The 15,881-nt window shown below is 42.1% G+C and carries 16 protein-coding genes; 14 read left to right on the top strand and 2 right to left on the bottom strand.

Features of this window, described 5'->3' with window-relative positions; all coding sequences use genetic code 11:
• The first annotated feature begins 31 nt into the window (after nt 1-31).
• The 9 genes from ACKI5J_RS15980 (at nt 32) to ACKI5J_RS15940 (ending at nt 10,350) form a co-directional block, all read left to right on the top strand.
• The gene (locus tag ACKI5J_RS15980; RefSeq protein WP_407430489.1) at nt 32-340 is read left to right on the top strand and encodes a hypothetical protein; all 309 of its coding nucleotides are present in this window, start codon (nt 32-34) and stop codon (nt 338-340) included.
• A 23-nt stretch (nt 341-363) separates the two neighbouring features.
• Nucleotides 364-654, top strand: a complete 291-nt coding sequence (locus ACKI5J_RS15975; protein ID WP_407430488.1) for a cell division protein ZapA — start codon at nt 364-366, stop codon at nt 652-654.
• Nucleotides 655-874: 220 nt separating this feature from the next.
• Nucleotides 875-2,428, top strand: coding sequence for a ribonuclease Y (gene rny / locus ACKI5J_RS15970; protein WP_407430487.1), 1,554 nt, complete (start codon nt 875-877; stop codon nt 2,426-2,428).
• Nucleotides 2,429-2,485: 57 nt separating this feature from the next.
• Nucleotides 2,486-3,001 carry an Mpo1-like protein gene (locus ACKI5J_RS15965; protein ID WP_407430486.1) on the top strand — a complete coding sequence of 172 codons (516 nt, stop codon included), beginning with the start codon at nt 2,486-2,488 and terminating at the stop codon, nt 2,999-3,001.
• Nucleotides 3,002-3,096: 95 nt separating this feature from the next.
• The gene (locus tag ACKI5J_RS15960) at nt 3,097-5,937 is read left to right on the top strand and encodes a TonB-dependent receptor domain-containing protein (protein WP_407430485.1); all 2,841 of its coding nucleotides are present in this window, start codon (nt 3,097-3,099) and stop codon (nt 5,935-5,937) included.
• Between the two features lie 76 nt (nt 5,938-6,013).
• On the top strand, nt 6,014-7,366 hold the full coding sequence (locus tag ACKI5J_RS15955; protein WP_407430484.1) for a hypothetical protein: 1,353 nt from the start codon (nt 6,014-6,016) through the stop codon (nt 7,364-7,366).
• Nucleotides 7,367-7,686: 320 nt separating this feature from the next.
• The gene (locus ACKI5J_RS15950; RefSeq protein WP_407430483.1) at nt 7,687-8,562 is read left to right on the top strand and encodes a LiaF transmembrane domain-containing protein; all 876 of its coding nucleotides are present in this window, start codon (nt 7,687-7,689) and stop codon (nt 8,560-8,562) included.
• 10 nt (nt 8,563-8,572) lie between these two features.
• Nucleotides 8,573-9,610: a sensor histidine kinase gene (locus tag ACKI5J_RS15945; RefSeq protein ID WP_407430482.1), complete on the top strand. Its 1,038-nt coding sequence runs from the start codon at nt 8,573-8,575 to the stop codon at nt 9,608-9,610.
• Complete coding sequence (locus ACKI5J_RS15940; RefSeq protein WP_407430481.1) at nt 9,607-10,350, top strand: LytR/AlgR family response regulator transcription factor; 744 nt, start codon at nt 9,607-9,609, stop codon at nt 10,348-10,350. Before ACKI5J_RS15945 ends, ACKI5J_RS15940 begins: the two co-directional genes overlap by 4 nt.
• A 55-nt stretch (nt 10,351-10,405) precedes the next feature.
• Here ACKI5J_RS15940 and ACKI5J_RS15935 read toward each other — a convergent pair whose 3' ends face one another.
• Nucleotides 10,406-10,930 carry an NADPH-dependent FMN reductase gene (locus ACKI5J_RS15935; RefSeq protein WP_407430480.1) on the bottom strand — a complete coding sequence of 175 codons (525 nt, stop codon included), beginning with the start codon at nt 10,928-10,930 and terminating at the stop codon, nt 10,406-10,408.
• Between the two features lie 166 nt (nt 10,931-11,096).
• Between ACKI5J_RS15935 and ACKI5J_RS15930 the strand changes: the two genes are divergently transcribed.
• From ACKI5J_RS15930 to lepB, 5 genes are read left to right on the top strand one after another with little or no spacing between them, the layout of a single operon-like run.
• Nucleotides 11,097-11,903 carry a ParA family protein gene (locus ACKI5J_RS15930; RefSeq protein WP_407430479.1) on the top strand — a complete coding sequence of 269 codons (807 nt, stop codon included), beginning with the start codon at nt 11,097-11,099 and terminating at the stop codon, nt 11,901-11,903.
• Nucleotides 11,900-12,799 (top strand): ParB/RepB/Spo0J family partition protein, encoded by a 900-nt coding sequence (locus ACKI5J_RS15925; RefSeq protein ID WP_407430478.1) that lies wholly within the window; start codon nt 11,900-11,902, stop codon nt 12,797-12,799. The genes ACKI5J_RS15930 and ACKI5J_RS15925 overlap by 4 nt, the downstream gene beginning before the upstream one ends.
• Nucleotides 12,800-13,492 carry a DUF5683 domain-containing protein gene (locus ACKI5J_RS15920; protein WP_407430477.1) on the top strand — a complete coding sequence of 231 codons (693 nt, stop codon included), beginning with the start codon at nt 12,800-12,802 and terminating at the stop codon, nt 13,490-13,492.
• Between the two features lie 21 nt (nt 13,493-13,513).
• Nucleotides 13,514-14,257 (top strand): 4-hydroxy-tetrahydrodipicolinate reductase, encoded by a 744-nt coding sequence (gene dapB / locus ACKI5J_RS15915; RefSeq protein ID WP_407430476.1) that lies wholly within the window; start codon nt 13,514-13,516, stop codon nt 14,255-14,257.
• A gap of 12 nt (nt 14,258-14,269) precedes the next feature.
• Nucleotides 14,270-15,706 (top strand): signal peptidase I, encoded by a 1,437-nt coding sequence (gene lepB / locus ACKI5J_RS15910; protein WP_407430475.1) that lies wholly within the window; start codon nt 14,270-14,272, stop codon nt 15,704-15,706.
• 69 nt (nt 15,707-15,775) lie between these two features.
• Here the strand turns inward: lepB and ACKI5J_RS15905 are convergent.
• On the bottom strand, nt 15,776-15,881 hold a 106-nt coding region (locus ACKI5J_RS15905), incomplete at its 5' end, for an IS3 family transposase (RefSeq protein WP_407430524.1).

Raw genomic sequence — 15,881 nt, 5'->3', positions numbered from 1 at the left:
TCTGAATTAATTTTAAAAGTTAAATTGAAGTATGTCGCTTGCCGGACAATTGAATAGTGTATTAGACAGGACTCAGCGGTTGATTGAGCTTTGTGAGGCTTTGCAGGAAGAAAATGACCTGTTAAAGCTGGAAAACCAATCACTGCAGGTAGCTGTAGAAACAGGCAAGACCAAGGCTGTGGAGATGGAAGAGAAGATGAAAGTGCTGAAATTAGCACGGTCATTGGAGGGGATAACAGTAAAAAAGATAAGTCCCGATGAAAAAACGCTTGACATAAAGCAAAAAATTAGCGAATTTGTGCGGGAAATAGATAAGTGCATTGTATTACTGAAAAAGTAATGTAATCGTGAAACAAAAGCTCAATGGGAGAGATCTCCATAAAAATAAATATTGCTGACCGTGTTTATCCTTTAAAGATAAATATGGAAGAGGAAGAAATAGTGAGGAAGGCAGCTAAGATGATTAATGACCGTATAAAGGAATATCAAGACAATTATGCGGTTAGGGATAAACAGGATTTGCTATCCATGAGTGTGCTGCATTACGCGACAGCGACATTAAGGGCAGAGAAGAAATTATCAGAGGGTGATACGGAGGCTTCTGAAACTGTTTATAAGCTAGATCAGTTGCTTACCAATTTCTTTTCCAAGTAATATTCGTTCTTTATATAATACAGGGCATTAAGACTTAACCGCAGTTAATTCTTGAGTTTCACTATTGTATTAAACTTAACGCTTCAATATCAAAAGAGTTAAAAAATGTAAATCACCTGGCAAGACCACTTGATTATGATTAATACTCTAATCTTAAATTGATGAAGTTTTACAGTACATGAGGTTCAAGTTTAACTGCGGTTTTTTTATTTAAAAGAATATGGATATAGTACTTTACATTTTATTAGGTGTTGCTGTAGGGATAGTGATAGGGAGATATATGCTCCGGAAATTGTTGAAAAGTCAGGAGCTTTCAGCACAAAACAAGGTAAAAAAGATTCTAAAGGACGCGGAAAATAACGCGGAGATATTAAAGAAGAATAAGCTTCTTGAGGCTAAGGAGAAGTTTTTGCAGTTGAAAGCGGATCATGAGCAGGAAGTTAATGCCCGCAACAATGCCATCAATCAGCGCGAGAATTCTATCAAGCAAAAGGAGCAGTCTCTGAACCAGAAGCTGGAGAACGCAAACAGGAAAGATCAGGAACTTGATAATTTAAGGAAGAATCTGGAAAAACAGATTGAAACTTCGAAGGCTAAACAGGAGGAAGTGGAGCAGCTTAAGCTCGAGCATATTACTAAACTGGAAGCAATTGCCGGTCTTTCTGCAGAGGAAGCGAAGAATCAGCTGGTAGACAGCCTCCGTGAGGAAGCGCGTTCTAAAGCCATGATCCAGATTAAAGATATTGTGGACGAGGCCAAGCTGACCGCGAGTAAGGAAGCTAAAAAGGTTGTTATTCAGACGATACAACGTACGGCTACTGAGTCGGCTATAGAAAATACGGTTTCAATTTTCAATATTGAGAATGATGAAATAAAGGGACGTGTTATTGGCCGTGAAGGACGTAATATACGTGCGTTGGAAGCCGCTACCGGAGTGGAGATTATTGTGGATGATACGCCTGAGGCGATCATTCTTTCAGGATTTGATCCTGTTAGACGGGAAATTGCCCGGTTAGCATTACATCGTTTGGTTACTGACGGGCGTATTCACCCGGCTCGTATCGAAGAGGTAGTGGCAAAAACTAAAAAGCAGATTGAGGATGAAATCGTCGAGATAGGTGAACGTACGGTTATTGATCTGGGGATTCATGGTTTGCATCCGGAATTGATCAGAATGGTCGGGCGTATGCGTTACCGTTCATCTTACGGACAGAATTTATTACAGCACTCCAGGGAGGTTGCGAACTTCTGCGCGACAATGGCTTCTGAACTCGGCTTGAATGTGAAGCTCGCGAAGCGTGCCGGATTACTACATGATATTGGTAAGGTACCTGATGATAATCCGGAATTACCACATGCTATCCTGGGAATGCAGCTTGCAGAAAAATATAAGGAACATCCGGAAGTATGTAATGCGATCGGAGCTCACCACGATGAGGTGGAGATGACTTCAATGATCTCACCGATCGTACAGGCTTGTGACGCGATTTCAGGTGCTCGTCCGGGTGCCCGCCGTGAGGTTGTTGAAAGCTATATCAAACGATTGAAGGAACTGGAGGCGCTGGCGCTTTCATACCCTGGTGTTGAGAAGACTTTTGCTATTCAGGCTGGGCGTGAGTTACGTGTTGTGGTAGAAAGTGAGCGTATCACAGATGCGCAGTCTGAGATACTTGCTACCGATATTTCAAACCGTATACAAACAGAGATGACTTATCCTGGTCAGATTAAAGTTACGGTTATCCGCGAAACACGTTCTGTTTCTTACGCGAAATAGTATTAGTTTTGAGCCAGTCTTTCCTCGTTGAGGGAAGACTGGCTTTTTTATTGATACATGAGCAAGAAAAATACGATAGATTCGAGTCCAATCGGCAGCATTATCAGCCGCTTTTCTGAAAGTCATACGACTGCTACGAATAAGCTCATCCATTATATCACCATTCCGCTTGTTAGCTTTTCTGTGCTGGCCATAGTCTGGGCTATTCCTTTTCCCCATTTGGATCTTCTCGGAAAATTTAACGGTTTTCTGAACTGGGCTTCGTTTCTGATAGCGGGAACGTTTTATTATTATTACCGGATGTCGCCGTTTCTAACTTATGGCCTATTGCTATTGGTATTTGCATTTTCTGTAATAATCGTTTCTTTGGAGAAGTTTCATTTACAGGGCGGTCCGGAATTACATATTATTCCGATGGCCATACTACTGCCAGCCCTACTGGCGCAGGTAGCGGGACATCGTGGTGAACGTACGACTCCTGATGCTTCATCAAGCTTGAGATCATTGCTGGATGGGCCTCTGTGGCTGATGGATATTATTTTCAGAAAGGTAGGGCTGTTGAAAAGTCGTTAACAATAAGTTAATGTTATGCTTACGCATTGGTAATTAACCTCTAACACGGGGTTAACATTGTGGTAATACTTTTGTGATGATAAAACAACGCAAAAGTGAAAAGATTATTCGATCTAAAATTTACAGCACTCTTTATTTTTTTAACACTCCATGTGTTTTCGGCTGCTGCACAGTCTGTTGGTAAAATTGCCGGAAAGGTAACTGATAAGAAGACTGGTGAGGCCCTGATAGGTTTGACAGTAAAGGTACAGGGAAGTACTAAGGGGACTTCTACTGACATTGAAGGCCGCTACAGTATTTCTGGCTTAACAGCCGGGAAACATACTTTGATATTCTCTTATATCGGGTATTCCAGTAAAAGTGTTTCGGATATCTTAGTAAAGGCATCGCAGGTTACGAACACGGACATTGTGATGGAAGAGTCTGAAGGGAACAGCCTGAATGAGGTGGTGATTACTGCTTCTGCAAAACAGGAGAGCGTAGGTGCATTGTATGCTTTGCAAAGGGTGAATGTGAGGGTTTCAGATGGAATTTCCGCTGAACAGATCAGAAGATCGCCCGACAGGAATACAAGTGATGTATTGAAGCGAGTAAGTGGTGCGAGTATACAGGAAAATAAGTTTCTTTTAATACGTGGCTTAAGCGACCGTTATAATACAACGCTTCTGAATAACGCTCCGTTGCCGAGTTCTGAGCCGGATCGTAAAGCGTTCTCGTTTGATATTATTCCTTCCAATTTAGTGGATCAAATTGTTGTGAATAAGACGGCTGCGGCCGATCTTCCAGGGGATTTCGCCGGAGGTGTTATTCAGATCAAAACAAGGGATTTTCCTGATAAAGAATTAATTAGTCTAAACTATAGTGCATCATACAACACACAGTCGACCTTCAAAGATTTTAAAGGGGGCAAAAGAGGCGGGCTCGATTTTTTAGGGTTCGATGACGGGTTGAGAGCTATGCCATCATCTTTCCCATCCAATAGAAAGAACTACGTGAACTCATCTTTGGATCAGCGTGTTGCTTATACAAAGGCATTTAAGAATAACTGGGGAGTGGAGGATTATGGAGCAGCATTGCCAAATCAGAGTGTGCAATTCACTTACGGTAATTCGTACATTCTGGAAAATACGAACAAATTTGGTTTCATTGCATCGCTGTCTTACCGCAATGGTAATTCAATTACTGACCAAACCAGAGCAGATATTGAGCAGATTGGTGATGAGTCTTTCAGCTTTACGGATGATGTTTATAGGAACAGTATAAACGTAGGCGGTCTGGCTAATTTTGCGTATGCATTCAAAAATTCCAAAATTGCTTTTAAAAATATCTACAACCGTGTTTTCGATGATGCTTATACTAACCGTGTGGGAGTTGCTCTGGAAGAGCCAAATTTCGATAACCGGAATTCTCAGTTTCAACTGTTACAAAAGTCCTTACTAAGTTCTATCCTGGAAGGTGAACATTCTTTTGGAAACAAGCAAAAGCTAGATTGGAATGCTTCATTCAGCTCCAGTAATCAGGATCAACCTGATCTCAGAAGGGTGTTTTACTCAAGGCCCAGTGGTTCTTCTGAGCCTTTCAAGGCGAGTGTCAACACAGGTTCTGCCAGTACTAAAAACGCTGGACGCTTTTATTCTGATTTGCAGGATTACGTTTATGCGGGTGCTATCAACTATACTCATCCATTTAAACTCGCAGAACTCGATCAAACAATTAAAGTGGGTGCATTATCTCAGTACAGAACCCGCGATTTTTCTGCAAGGGAGTTAGGCTATGTGAGGACAACCGCGAATGCTGAAAGTGAGAGTTATTTATCTTTACCACAGGAACAGATATTTTCGGCCGAAAATATCAGCAGGACGGGATTTATATTTGATGAGATCACCAATCCAAGTAATACGTATGACGCAAATGTATTACTGAATGCTGGTTACGTCATGTTGACTAATGAACTGGCTCCGAAATGGAAGCTTAACTGGGGCTTAAGAATCGAATCTTATCACGAGAAGTTGAATTCGGCAACAGTATTGGGGACACCTATTACTGTGGATAATAGTTATGTTGATTTATTACCATCGGCTAATTTAATCTTCAGCCTCGACGATAAGACGAACGTTCGGGCGAGTTACTCTAATACCGTTGCGCGTGCTGAATTCAGAGAGCTTGCTCCTTTTTCTTTCTTCGATTTCGAGAGTAACAACGTTATTATTGGTAACAATAAACTTAGAAGATCGCGGATAAACAATTTCGACCTGCGATTTGAACACTTTTCTCAGGGCGGTCAAATATTTTCATTGACAGGCTTCTATAAGCAATTTAAAAATCCAATTGAGCAGGTATTTAACCAGGGTACTGTGGCAGCAAGTAAGGCCGCATCATTTCAGAATGCGACGGAAGCCACATTGCTGGGGGTAGAAATGGAGCTGCGCCAGCGTTTGGGTTTTATTAAGGAATCGGATTTTTTCAATAATACATCGGTTTACGCTAACCTGGCTATAATGAAGTCTGACGTGAAGCTTGACAGGCAATTGTTCGCCAATATTAGCGAAAGCCGTGCTCTGCAAGGGCAATCGCCTTATCTGATTAACGGAGGTATTCAGTATAATGATAATAAATGGGGCTTTAATGTGCTGTATAATCGTATCGGGAGACGTATTAATATAGTTGGGTTTGGCAGATATGAGTCCAGTGATTTTGTGTATGAATATCCTGATATCTATGAAAATCCAAGAGACGTGATTGATCTACAGGTATCCCGCAAATTATTTAATAATCGTGCAGATGTTAAAATAAACGTCGGTGATCTGTTAAATCAAAAAGCTGTTCTCTATCAGGACAATAACCATGATAAGAAATATAATCCGGGTTCAGACCAGTCCATACGCACTATTAAGTATGGTTCGAATTTCAGCTTGTCATTGGGGTATAATTTTTAATTAACAATTTGATAATAATGTCTTTAATCTAAGGCAACCTGGAGAGAATATTTTTGACCTATAACGAAACATAAAGATGAAAAAATTGAAATTTTTAGCGATAGCTATGTTTGGCTTTGCTACTATCCTTACTTCTTGTAGTAGCGATGACAATGGAGAAGATCCGATTGAAGTTGAGCCTGCGACACTGTCTGGCGATATCAAAACGAATACTATTCTGACAGCGGATAAAGCCTGGACCCTAAGCGGCCTGGTCCGGGTAATGGATGGTGTTACGCTTACCATTGAGCCAGGAACAACTATAAAAGGCGATAAAGCTACTAAGGCGGCGCTTATAGTTGAAAGAGGTGGAAAGATTAATGCTGCGGGTACGGCAAGCAAGCCAATAGTGTTCACGTCTAATCAATCGGCTGGACAACGCGAAATAGGAGATTGGGCAGGTGTTATTCTTTGTGGAAAGGCTCCCATTAATGTTGCTGGGGGAACCTCTCAATATGAATCAGGTATTTTGGGAGCTGATGTCGCTAACTACGGTGGTACGGATGCTAATGATAACTCAGGTATATTGAAATATGTGCGAATTGAATATGCAGGTATTGCGTATGGTACTGACAGAGAAATAAATAGCTTAACGTTGGCAGGCGTGGGCTCTGGTACAGTTCTGGAGAATATTCAGGTATCTTTTGGTGGTGACGACGGATTCGAATTTTTCGGAGGGACCGTAAATGCTAAGAATCTTATTGCCTACAGATGTACTGACGACGATTTTGACTTTGAGTTCGGATACAGCGGTCGTATTCAGTATGCGATTTCGATTAAAGACCCTTTAGTTTTTGACAACTCATCAAGTGGCGCTTCAAACGGAATTGAGTGTGATAATGGAAGTACAGTTGATGTAACTCCGGTAAACAAACCAGTTTTGTCCAACTTTACTTTTATTGGTCCGGGACCAGGTGCAAACGCTAAGCATAACGCCGGTGTGATTTTCAGGAAAGGAACTGCATTCGTGTTGCGCAACTCGATTATCATTGATCACTTGAAAGGTGGTTTGGAACTTGCGACTCCTAAAGCAGGAGATCGTTTATTCCTTGGTGAATCTGAATTTAAAAACAATTTAGTGTTTGCAAACGAAGCCGCTTTCAAAGCAAATGACGCAGGTGCTAACTTTGCTAATAATGCTGCGCTTGCGACATTTGTTACTTCGGCATCAAATGGTAATGTAGCCTTGACAAACGCCGCGGCTGCAGGAATCATGAGCACCAGCCTCACAGCTCCTAACCTGTTATTGGCAAGCGCTTCGCCTGCTAAAACCGGTGCAAATTTTAATGATCTGACAGGATTTGAAACAGTTGCTTTCAGAGGCGCCATGGATACGACAGACTGGACGTCTGGCTGGGCGAGCTGGACTCCTGGAACTAACGTATACTAATTACGGTCTATAGATTTTAAGAAGGGGTGGTCTTATGACCGGCCCCTTTTTTTGTTAAAGGCTGCCTTCAGAATCGCTCATTTCATCCCGCTGTTTTATTGCCGGCTTTAACAGCACCGCTAAGGAAGTGGCCAATTTCCGTGTAGATGGGATCTTACTGGTGGAAGGTGTTGATTACTCTTTGCGAGATCACTAAGGTGTAACCAGGGATAGTAACTTCACCGATCTTTTTTGGTCTTTTACCGAGTTTTCGTCTGGTTCAACCTATTGGCTATTGCCGGGACCGCCGGTTCCGTCTATATTTGATAAAAAGATTAAGAATGGAAAATTCAAATCCAATATATAATAAGAAGAAGGCAGCGGGGAAGCAGTGGGCAGGGCTCATATTCTTAATTCTGGGAATTGTTCTCTTAATACGTTCATTTGGTGGTTTCATTCCGGACTGGATAACGAGTTGGCCGATGGTTTTGATACTCATCGGGGTGTTTACCGGAAGTCGGCACAACTACAGGAATCCAGGGTCTATTATTTTAATCTGCCTTGGCGTGTTATTTCTCCTGGGAAGGATAATTCCGGGAATCGATCTTCAAGATTTTGTATTTCCGTGTATTATTATCGGACTGGGACTTTACCTGATACTGGGGAAGACGAAGTTTAATAAGCATTTTGTAAATCGGGGCAGAATGCGAAATGATGTGGTTTGGGACAAGCGCGTTAATGTGCCGAAAGAGGAACCTGTTATTGTCGATGGCGTCACTACGGAGGAGGAACCGTCGAAGGATTCGGGTGATAGTTCATTCAGCTCGGCTTCTTCTTCTGAGCAGCAATATCAGGCTGGAATTGCCGATGGTCCGGAAGATTATCTGGATACGGTTTCCATCTTTGGGGGGATCAAGAAGAATATTGTATCGAAAAATTTCAAAGGCGGGGACATCGTGACCATAATGGGCGGTGCAGAGATTAATCTCACCCAGGCTGATATTCACGGTACAATTATTATCGATATTACGCAAGTATTTGGGGGTACTAAGTTGATACTTCCTCCGCAATGGAAGGTTTCTTCTGACCTGGCTGCTTTATTCGGCGGTATTGAGGATAAGCGTCCCATCGTACAGGCTATTCATCTCGCTGACGACAAAGTGGTCATTTTAAGAGGAACATCGGTATTTGGTGGAATAGATATCCGTAGCTATTAATTAGGGAGTTGTGTCAGTATCTTCATTCTCATCGACACGCGTGATTACCTACATCGGTGTCGCATGGCTCGTGTGGACAGCCATGCATGCCGGGTCGTTATATTTGCTTGGTTTTAGTGTAAAGGTTTCGGTCATTGATGCGGTCATCTGTAATACCTTACTGCTGCTGGCTTCATCGGTTGTTAGTAACACACTGCGCTTTTATCAACCAGGAAAGGGGCAGTATTTGAACATCGTTGCATGGTGTGCCCTTCTTGCGGGGATGTGGCTTTTTCTTTCTAGATGGCTATTGCTGTATATTTTAAAGGGAGAAGAGGTTTATGCGGATGTGCTGAATAGCTCACTGCTCATGAGGGGCAGCACAGGTTTTCTTTTGATCTGCGGATCTGCTTTGATCAGTATGCTGTATTATACGCAACAGGAGCAGAAAGAAAATGAACGAAGGAAGCGGGATGCAGAGAAGCTTGCCCGTGAAGCGGAGCTTTTTAACTTGCGTCAGCAACTTCAACCGCATTTCTTGTTTAATAGTCTAAATTCGATAAGCGCTTTAATTGGTCGTCGGCCCGAGGAGGCAAGGACGATGATTTATCAGTTGTCGGATTTTTTACGAGGCACTCTCCGGAAAGAAGAAAATGAGGTGGTGACTCTTGAGGAAGAGTTTCAGCATCTTCAGCTATATCTTGACATAGAAAAAGTTCGGTTTGGGCACCGACTGAATACCGAAATCATTCGGGATGAGAAATGTGGCAAGCTAGTTCTGCCAGCCATGTTGCTGCAGCCCCTGGTTGAGAACGCGATTAAGTTCGGACTTTATGATACAACTGGGGAGGTAACTATCAGTATAGAAGCGCGTTGCGTAAACCAGTATCTGGAGATCAGTATCCGCAACCCTTACGACGTTGACACCGTGAGACCGAAGAGCGGAACAGGTTTTGGAATAACCGGGATCAAAAGACGACTATATTTACTTTTTGCACGCACCGATCTGCTGGAAACAAGCGGAGAAAATGATATTTTTACAACAGTAGTAAGAATCCCACAAATATGACCAGGGCAATATTGATAGATGATGAACCCTTAGCAAGGGAAGTAGTTAAAGAATATCTTGAGGACTATCCGGAAATTGAAGTAGTGGCTGAATGCGGGGACGGCTTTGAGGGTGTCAAAGCTATAGCTCAGCATCAACCTGATCTGATTTTTCTGGACATCCAGATGCCTAAAATAACCGGTTTCGAGATGCTCGAGCTTCTGGATTCGCGACCAGCTGTCATCTTTACATCCGCTTTTGACGAGTATGCGATCAAGGCCTTTGAAACATATGCTGTAGACTATCTGTTGAAACCTTTTGCTAAGGTGCGCTTTAAAGTAGCTGTAGACAGGTGGCTGGAAAAGCAGCACCTCGAAGAGACAAAGCAGCATGTTCAATCTTTAATGGATAGTAACGCGGCTGCGCCTTCTTACAACGAACGTATTGTTGTGAAAGTAGGTAGTACTATCAAGATCATTCCGTCAACTGATATTATCTTTTTGGAGGCCTACGATGACTATGTGAAGATCAATACAAAAGATGGTACGTTCTTGAAAAACAAAACGATGCAGTTCTTTGAAACGAATCTTGACGACAAGCAATTTGTTCGGGTGCATCGCTCGTTTATCGTTCAGGTATCGTTTATTACAGGACTGGTTCCTTATGAGAAAGAGTCCTATAAGCTTATTTTAAAATCGGGAGATAAGCTGCCTGTAAGTAAAACAGGTTATACCAAGCTGAAGAAGCTTCTTCAAATATAGCGGTCTGTTGGCTGCTGAAAGTCTCCAATTAGAGGTATGATGTGTGTTAAATTTATTAGAAGGCGATAAACTGATCTATTTGCTGTTTTGTGAACTTGAGTGTATCCGGTTGAAAGAAATTTCCTTCAGCGTCAAGTTCTTTATGAATATAGGGGATGTGAATCTTTAATGGCAGCAATGTAATATTCAGGTAGTGACAAATGCCTGTGAAATGATCTAATCCGCGAATGTTACCATACTTTCCGGTAGAAACCCCCACTAAGCCCGCCTTTTTACCATAAAAACTCTCGGGAAAACGACAGGTATCGACCATCACTTTAAGGATACCCGGAAAGCTGCCGTTATACTCGGGTATGACGAAGAGAAATTTATCAGTCTTGGTTATGATAGATTGAAACGGTTCGAAGCTTGCAGGCTTTTGTTTGTCATACATGTCTGCATGTATAATATCATCAGGAAGCAAATCAAGTGACATAATGGAAGCTTCATGTCCATTTTTTTCAATCATTCTTTGGTAGTACTGCGCTGTTTGAAGGCTATAGCTATTAGCTCGATTTGTACTGGCGATAATAGTGATCATCTGTGGATAATATGTTTAAAAGGAGATATAGCCTCTCTAATTAAATTGTTTAAAGTTCGTATCTTAGGCGATTGGTATGAAAACCAGGCTGAGGTCAAAAATAGTAATTTAAATCACTATTTCCGAAGTGTGTAAATTGTAAAATAGGTTAGAAACAGGACAAGGAATGAGTAAGATTATAGCTTTAGCTAATCAAAAAGGGGGAGTCGGTAAAACCACATCATCCATAAACCTTGCGGCTAGTTTAGCTGTGCTGGAATATAAAACGTTATTGGTCGATGCAGATCCTCAGGCCAATTCAACTTCTGGAATAGGCTTCGATCCACGTACAATAAAATCAAGTATATACGAGTGTATTATAAATGAAGTCGATCCGCGGGATGCGATACAGGCAACTGAGACACCGAATCTGGATCTTCTTCCTGCCCATATCGATTTGGTGGGTGCTGAAATTGAGATGATCAACCTAACTGATCGTGAATTCAAGATGAGGACGGTTCTGGAAAAGGTGAAAGATGACTATGATTTTATCATCATTGACTGTTCTCCATCACTGGGACTAATTACAATCAATGCCTTGACTGCTGCAGACTCTGTTATTATTCCGGTTCAGTGCGAATATTTTGCGCTAGAAGGTTTAGGTAAGTTGTTAAATACTATCAAGATTGTGCAAACTCGTTTGAATCCCAATCTAGAGATTGAAGGAATATTGCTCACAATGTATGACGTGAGGTTGAGACTTTCAAATCAGGTGGTTGAGGAAGTCAAGGTTCACTTTAACGAGTTGGTCTTCGACACAATCATACAGCGTAATACACGTTTAAGTGAGGCTCCGAGCTATGGCATCTCGGTAATTATGCATGATGCGAATTGTAAGGGGTCTATCAATTATCTTAATTTGGCTCGTGAGATCATCAAGAAGAACGGTCTTACAAATGGTAAAGGTTTAAAAAAAGCAACAGTTAATTCATGACGCAGATAAGAAAAACAGGATTAGGGAAGGGATTAAGTGCGTTACTAGATGATAATGACCGTGTACAGCCGGTCCGTACTCCGGTTGCTGAATCAAATGCTTCTCCAGGAAATATATCGCAGATCAGGATTTCCCAGATCGAAGTAAATCCATTTCAGCCAAGAACGGAATTTGATCCTGCATCTTTGCAGGAATTGTCCGATTCTATTGTTTTGCAAGGCTTGATTCAGCCAATAACAGTCCGGAAGTCGGGTTCCGGCTCCTATCAGTTGATATCAGGAGAAAGAAGGTTGAGAGCTTCGAAGCTTGCCGGATTAACCGAGATACCTGCTTATATACGTACAGCTAACGACCAGCAAATGTTGGAAATGGCGCTGATTGAGAATATTCAGCGTGAAAATCTAAATGCGATAGAAGTGGCTCTGAGCTTTCAAAGGATGATTGACGAGTGTAATTTGAAGCAGGAAGAGCTTGGAGACCGTGTTAGTAAGAACAGGTCGACCGTTACCAATTATATTCGTTTGCTTAGACTCCCTCCGGTTATTCAGGCTTCTATACGCGATAATCATGTTTCTATGGGACATGCGAAAGCTATACTTGGCTTGGAGGATGTGGATAAGCAGCTCTATGTTCATAATGAGATTTTAAAGAATGGCTTGTCTGTAAGGAAGACGGAGGAGTTGGTAAGGGATATTCAACGTTCTGGGGTGAAGAAGACAGGAACGGCAAGAAAAGAACCTGTATCATTCCAATTGCAGAAGATCCAGGATGACTTAGCATCTAAATTTGCTACGAAGGTTCGCTTGAAGGTACAGGGGAAAGGGAAAGGATCTATTGAAATTCCTTTTATGTCAGATGATGATCTGAGCCGCATACTTGAGTTATTAGACTGGTAAATGAGTTTTTACAAGATATTCCTTTTGCTATTGTGCATGGTGATCACCGGATCAGTCTTTTCGCAGACAGATACTGTGGTGATTAAAGTGGATTCCGCAATGGCTAATCCTGACTCCAGACAACCTAAAACGGTAGTACCCAAAGATACTGTGGTGAGGGTTGCGGGAGAGACACCTGATAAGCCGGCTGTTGTGAAAGATTCAGCCAGGCTGGCGATTGAAAGGATGCCAGGCCAGGCGGCGAGACGTTCTGCAATCGTCCCGGGGCTTGGTCAGATCAAGAACGGAAGGTGGTGGAAAGTGCCTTTTATTTATGGGGGCCTTGTGGGTACTGCACTTGTATTTGAATTTAATCAACGTTATTACAGAGATATTTTGACAGAGCTTCAGGTAAGGTATAATCGGGATAATAATATACCTGACGACAGAAAGGAAAATCCCCAATATCAGAATTTGGATGATACGGCACTGCAGAGCGGGAAAGATTTCTATAGAAGAAACCGGGACTTAAGTGTGCTGGTAGGTCTTGGCGTATACGCAATCAATATTATTGACGCATATGTGGATGCAAAATTCTTTAGGTGGGATGTTTCCGACGAGCTTTCATTTAGAGTTAAACCATCCCTGCAAAGTTTACCTGCTCATGCGTCTCTTGTTCCTGTACCTGGAATAAAAATCTCGTTAGCCCTTTGATTATTAAATAATTATACTCCGATGAAGATAGCCCTCTTAGGTTATGGAAAAATGGGACAGATCATAGAGCAGTTCGCTCAGAATCGTAACCATGAAATTGTATTAAAGATTGACGAACACAGCCTTGATCAGCTGACTGTAGAAAACCTTCGGAATGCTGATGTAGCCATTGACTTCAGTACTCCTCACTCCGTAATGCAGAACATTGACATCTGTTTTGAGGCACATGTACCACTTGTGGTGGGTACTACAGGCTGGTATGGTCAATTGCAAAAAGTTAAAGATAGATGTATTGAGAGTAACAATACGCTGCTTTACGGGTCTAACTTTAGTATTGGAGTGAATATCTTCTTTTATGTGAACCGAATGCTGGCGAAGGTCATGAATCCATATCCTCAATACGAAGCACAAGTAGAGGAAATTCACCATACACAGAAGCTTGATTCTCCTAGCGGCACCGCAATTACGATTGCTGAAGGAATATTGGAGGGTCTGGACAGAAAGGACGAGTGGGTAAATAATCTTGTTGATGAGGGCGAGCAAGTAGCCAATCAGCCTAATCAATTATTAATCGAGTCGCTTCGAATTGAAGATGTTCCAGGGACGCATACAGTAATTTACAGCTCGGAAGTCGATGAGATTGAGTTTAAGCATACGGCACACAGTCGCGCAGGCTTCGCTCTCGGCGCAGTTATCGCTGCCGAATGGCTGAAGGGTAGAAAAGGCTTCTACTCTGTAGAAAATATATTTGACTTTAATAACTAACATACACACTGCATGGAAAATACTGGAATATGGTTGCTTATCGTAATTCTCATCATTCTGACGCATGTTGGATTGTGGAAACTATTTGAGAAAGCTAATCGTAAGGGCTGGGAAGCTCTTATTCCCATTTACAATATGGTCGTGATGCTGAGAATTACTGGCAGGCCGCTATGGTGGATAATCCTGCTCGTGATTCCCGTAATAAACTTGATTGTCTGGCTCGGACTTGCTGTAGACTTTGCTAAAAGTTATGGTAAAACCTCTTTTTTAAGCCATATCGCAGCTGTCGTTTTACCCTTTGTAGTTTTCCCTCTGTGGGGATTCGACAAGAATGTTGTTTACCTTGGGCCGTCTGCTACGGATGAATTCCGAAAGAAATATCCTTACAGAAAGTCCGCTGCACGTGAGTGGGGAGATGCCATCATTTTTGCAGTTGTAGCAGCCACCCTTATACGCAGCTTTTTGCTTGAGGCTTACACCATTCCTACCGGATCAATGGAGAAGTCTTTGCTGATTGGCGACTTCCTCTTCGTGAGCAAGGTTAATTATGGGGCGCGTGTACCCATGACTCCAGTTGCGTTTCCGTTTGCACACCATAGTATGCCTATTACCGGAACGAAGGCATACTGGGAAGGTCTAAAGGTCGGCTATCATAGGCTACCAGCACTTGAGGAAATTGAGCGTAACGACGTTGTCGTTTTCAATTATCCTATGGAAGCTGACTCTCCTTTTTACCGGCCGGTCGATAAACGTGAAAATTACATAAAGCGTTGCATTGGAATAGGGGGGGACACCGTTCGTATTATCAATGCCCAGGTCTACGTGAATGGAAAAAAAGGGATCAATCCGGAATTTGCCCAAAAATACCATATAGTGGTATCTGATGGTACGGACTTTAATCCTCAGCGCTTAGTCGACATGAATATCGAGGCGCAGCGTCAGTCAGACGTTGAGTACCTGTTCAACATGACAGAGGAACAAGCGTCTGAAATCAAAGGCTGGGCCAATGTAAGAGATGTAAAACCATATATTCAACCAACATCGGTGGTTGAAACCGAGGTTTTTCCGAAGGACCCACGCTTTATGTGGAACTTTGACAATCTCGGGCCGATAATTATCCCGAAAAAGGGTTGGACAGTAAAGTTAGACAGTACTACCATTCCTCTCTATAGAAGAGCAATTGAGGTGTATGAGGGGAATAAGATTGACTTGAGTAGTGATAACGCTATATCAATAAATGGGCAGCCTGCTACATCTTATACTTTTAAGATGAATTATTATTGGATGATGGGTGATAATCGAGATAACTCATTGGACTCTCGCTTTTGGGGATTTGTTCCAGAAGATCACATCGTGGGAAAAGCTTTGTTTGTGTGGATGAGTTGGAATGAGCGAGGTAGCTTTCTGAGTAAGATCCGTTGGGACAGATTATTCATGGGCATTAAATAATACCTGATGATGAAGAAGGGCCGGTGATCTATGATTGGTGTGACCCCTAAAAGTTGGACAGATTAATAATTAAGTTTTTAGTACAAGAGCTCGGTATTCCACCGGGCTCTTTCCTTTTAACCTGTTTTTGATTCTTTTATTATTATAATAGTCCAGGTATTCCTTTAAGGAAGCG

This window comes from Arcticibacter sp. (assembly GCF_045629565.1).
Classification (GTDB): Bacteria; Bacteroidota; Bacteroidia; order Sphingobacteriales; family Sphingobacteriaceae; genus Arcticibacter.
The sequence above is the reverse complement of the archived record's forward strand: the minus strand, read 5'-3'. Positions and strand labels throughout refer to the sequence as shown.

Excerpts from the sequence above, each read along its gene's own strand:
- ACKI5J_RS15925 (WP_407430478.1), top strand. The coding sequence starts at position 11,900 with ATGACGCAGATAAGAAAAACAGGATTAGGGAAGGGATTAAGTGCGTTA.
- ACKI5J_RS15935 (WP_407430480.1), bottom strand. The coding sequence starts at position 10,930 with ATGATCACTATTATCGCCAGTACAAATCGAGCTAATAGCTATAGCCTT.
- lepB (WP_407430475.1), top strand. The coding sequence starts at position 14,270 with ATGGAAAATACTGGAATATGGTTGCTTATCGTAATTCTCATCATTCTG.
- ACKI5J_RS15940 (WP_407430481.1), top strand. The coding sequence starts at position 9,607 with ATGACCAGGGCAATATTGATAGATGATGAACCCTTAGCAAGGGAAGTA.
- rny (WP_407430487.1), top strand. The coding sequence starts at position 875 with ATGGATATAGTACTTTACATTTTATTAGGTGTTGCTGTAGGGATAGTG.
- ACKI5J_RS15930 (WP_407430479.1), top strand. The coding sequence starts at position 11,097 with ATGAGTAAGATTATAGCTTTAGCTAATCAAAAAGGGGGAGTCGGTAAA.
- ACKI5J_RS15965 (WP_407430486.1), top strand. The coding sequence starts at position 2,486 with ATGAGCAAGAAAAATACGATAGATTCGAGTCCAATCGGCAGCATTATC.
- ACKI5J_RS15955 (WP_407430484.1), top strand. The coding sequence starts at position 6,014 with ATGAAAAAATTGAAATTTTTAGCGATAGCTATGTTTGGCTTTGCTACT.
- ACKI5J_RS15980 (WP_407430489.1), top strand. The coding sequence starts at position 32 with ATGTCGCTTGCCGGACAATTGAATAGTGTATTAGACAGGACTCAGCGG.
- dapB (WP_407430476.1), top strand. The coding sequence starts at position 13,514 with ATGAAGATAGCCCTCTTAGGTTATGGAAAAATGGGACAGATCATAGAG.
- ACKI5J_RS15950 (WP_407430483.1), top strand. The coding sequence starts at position 7,687 with ATGGAAAATTCAAATCCAATATATAATAAGAAGAAGGCAGCGGGGAAG.
- ACKI5J_RS15920 (WP_407430477.1), top strand. The coding sequence starts at position 12,800 with ATGAGTTTTTACAAGATATTCCTTTTGCTATTGTGCATGGTGATCACC.
- ACKI5J_RS15975 (WP_407430488.1), top strand. The coding sequence starts at position 364 with ATGGGAGAGATCTCCATAAAAATAAATATTGCTGACCGTGTTTATCCT.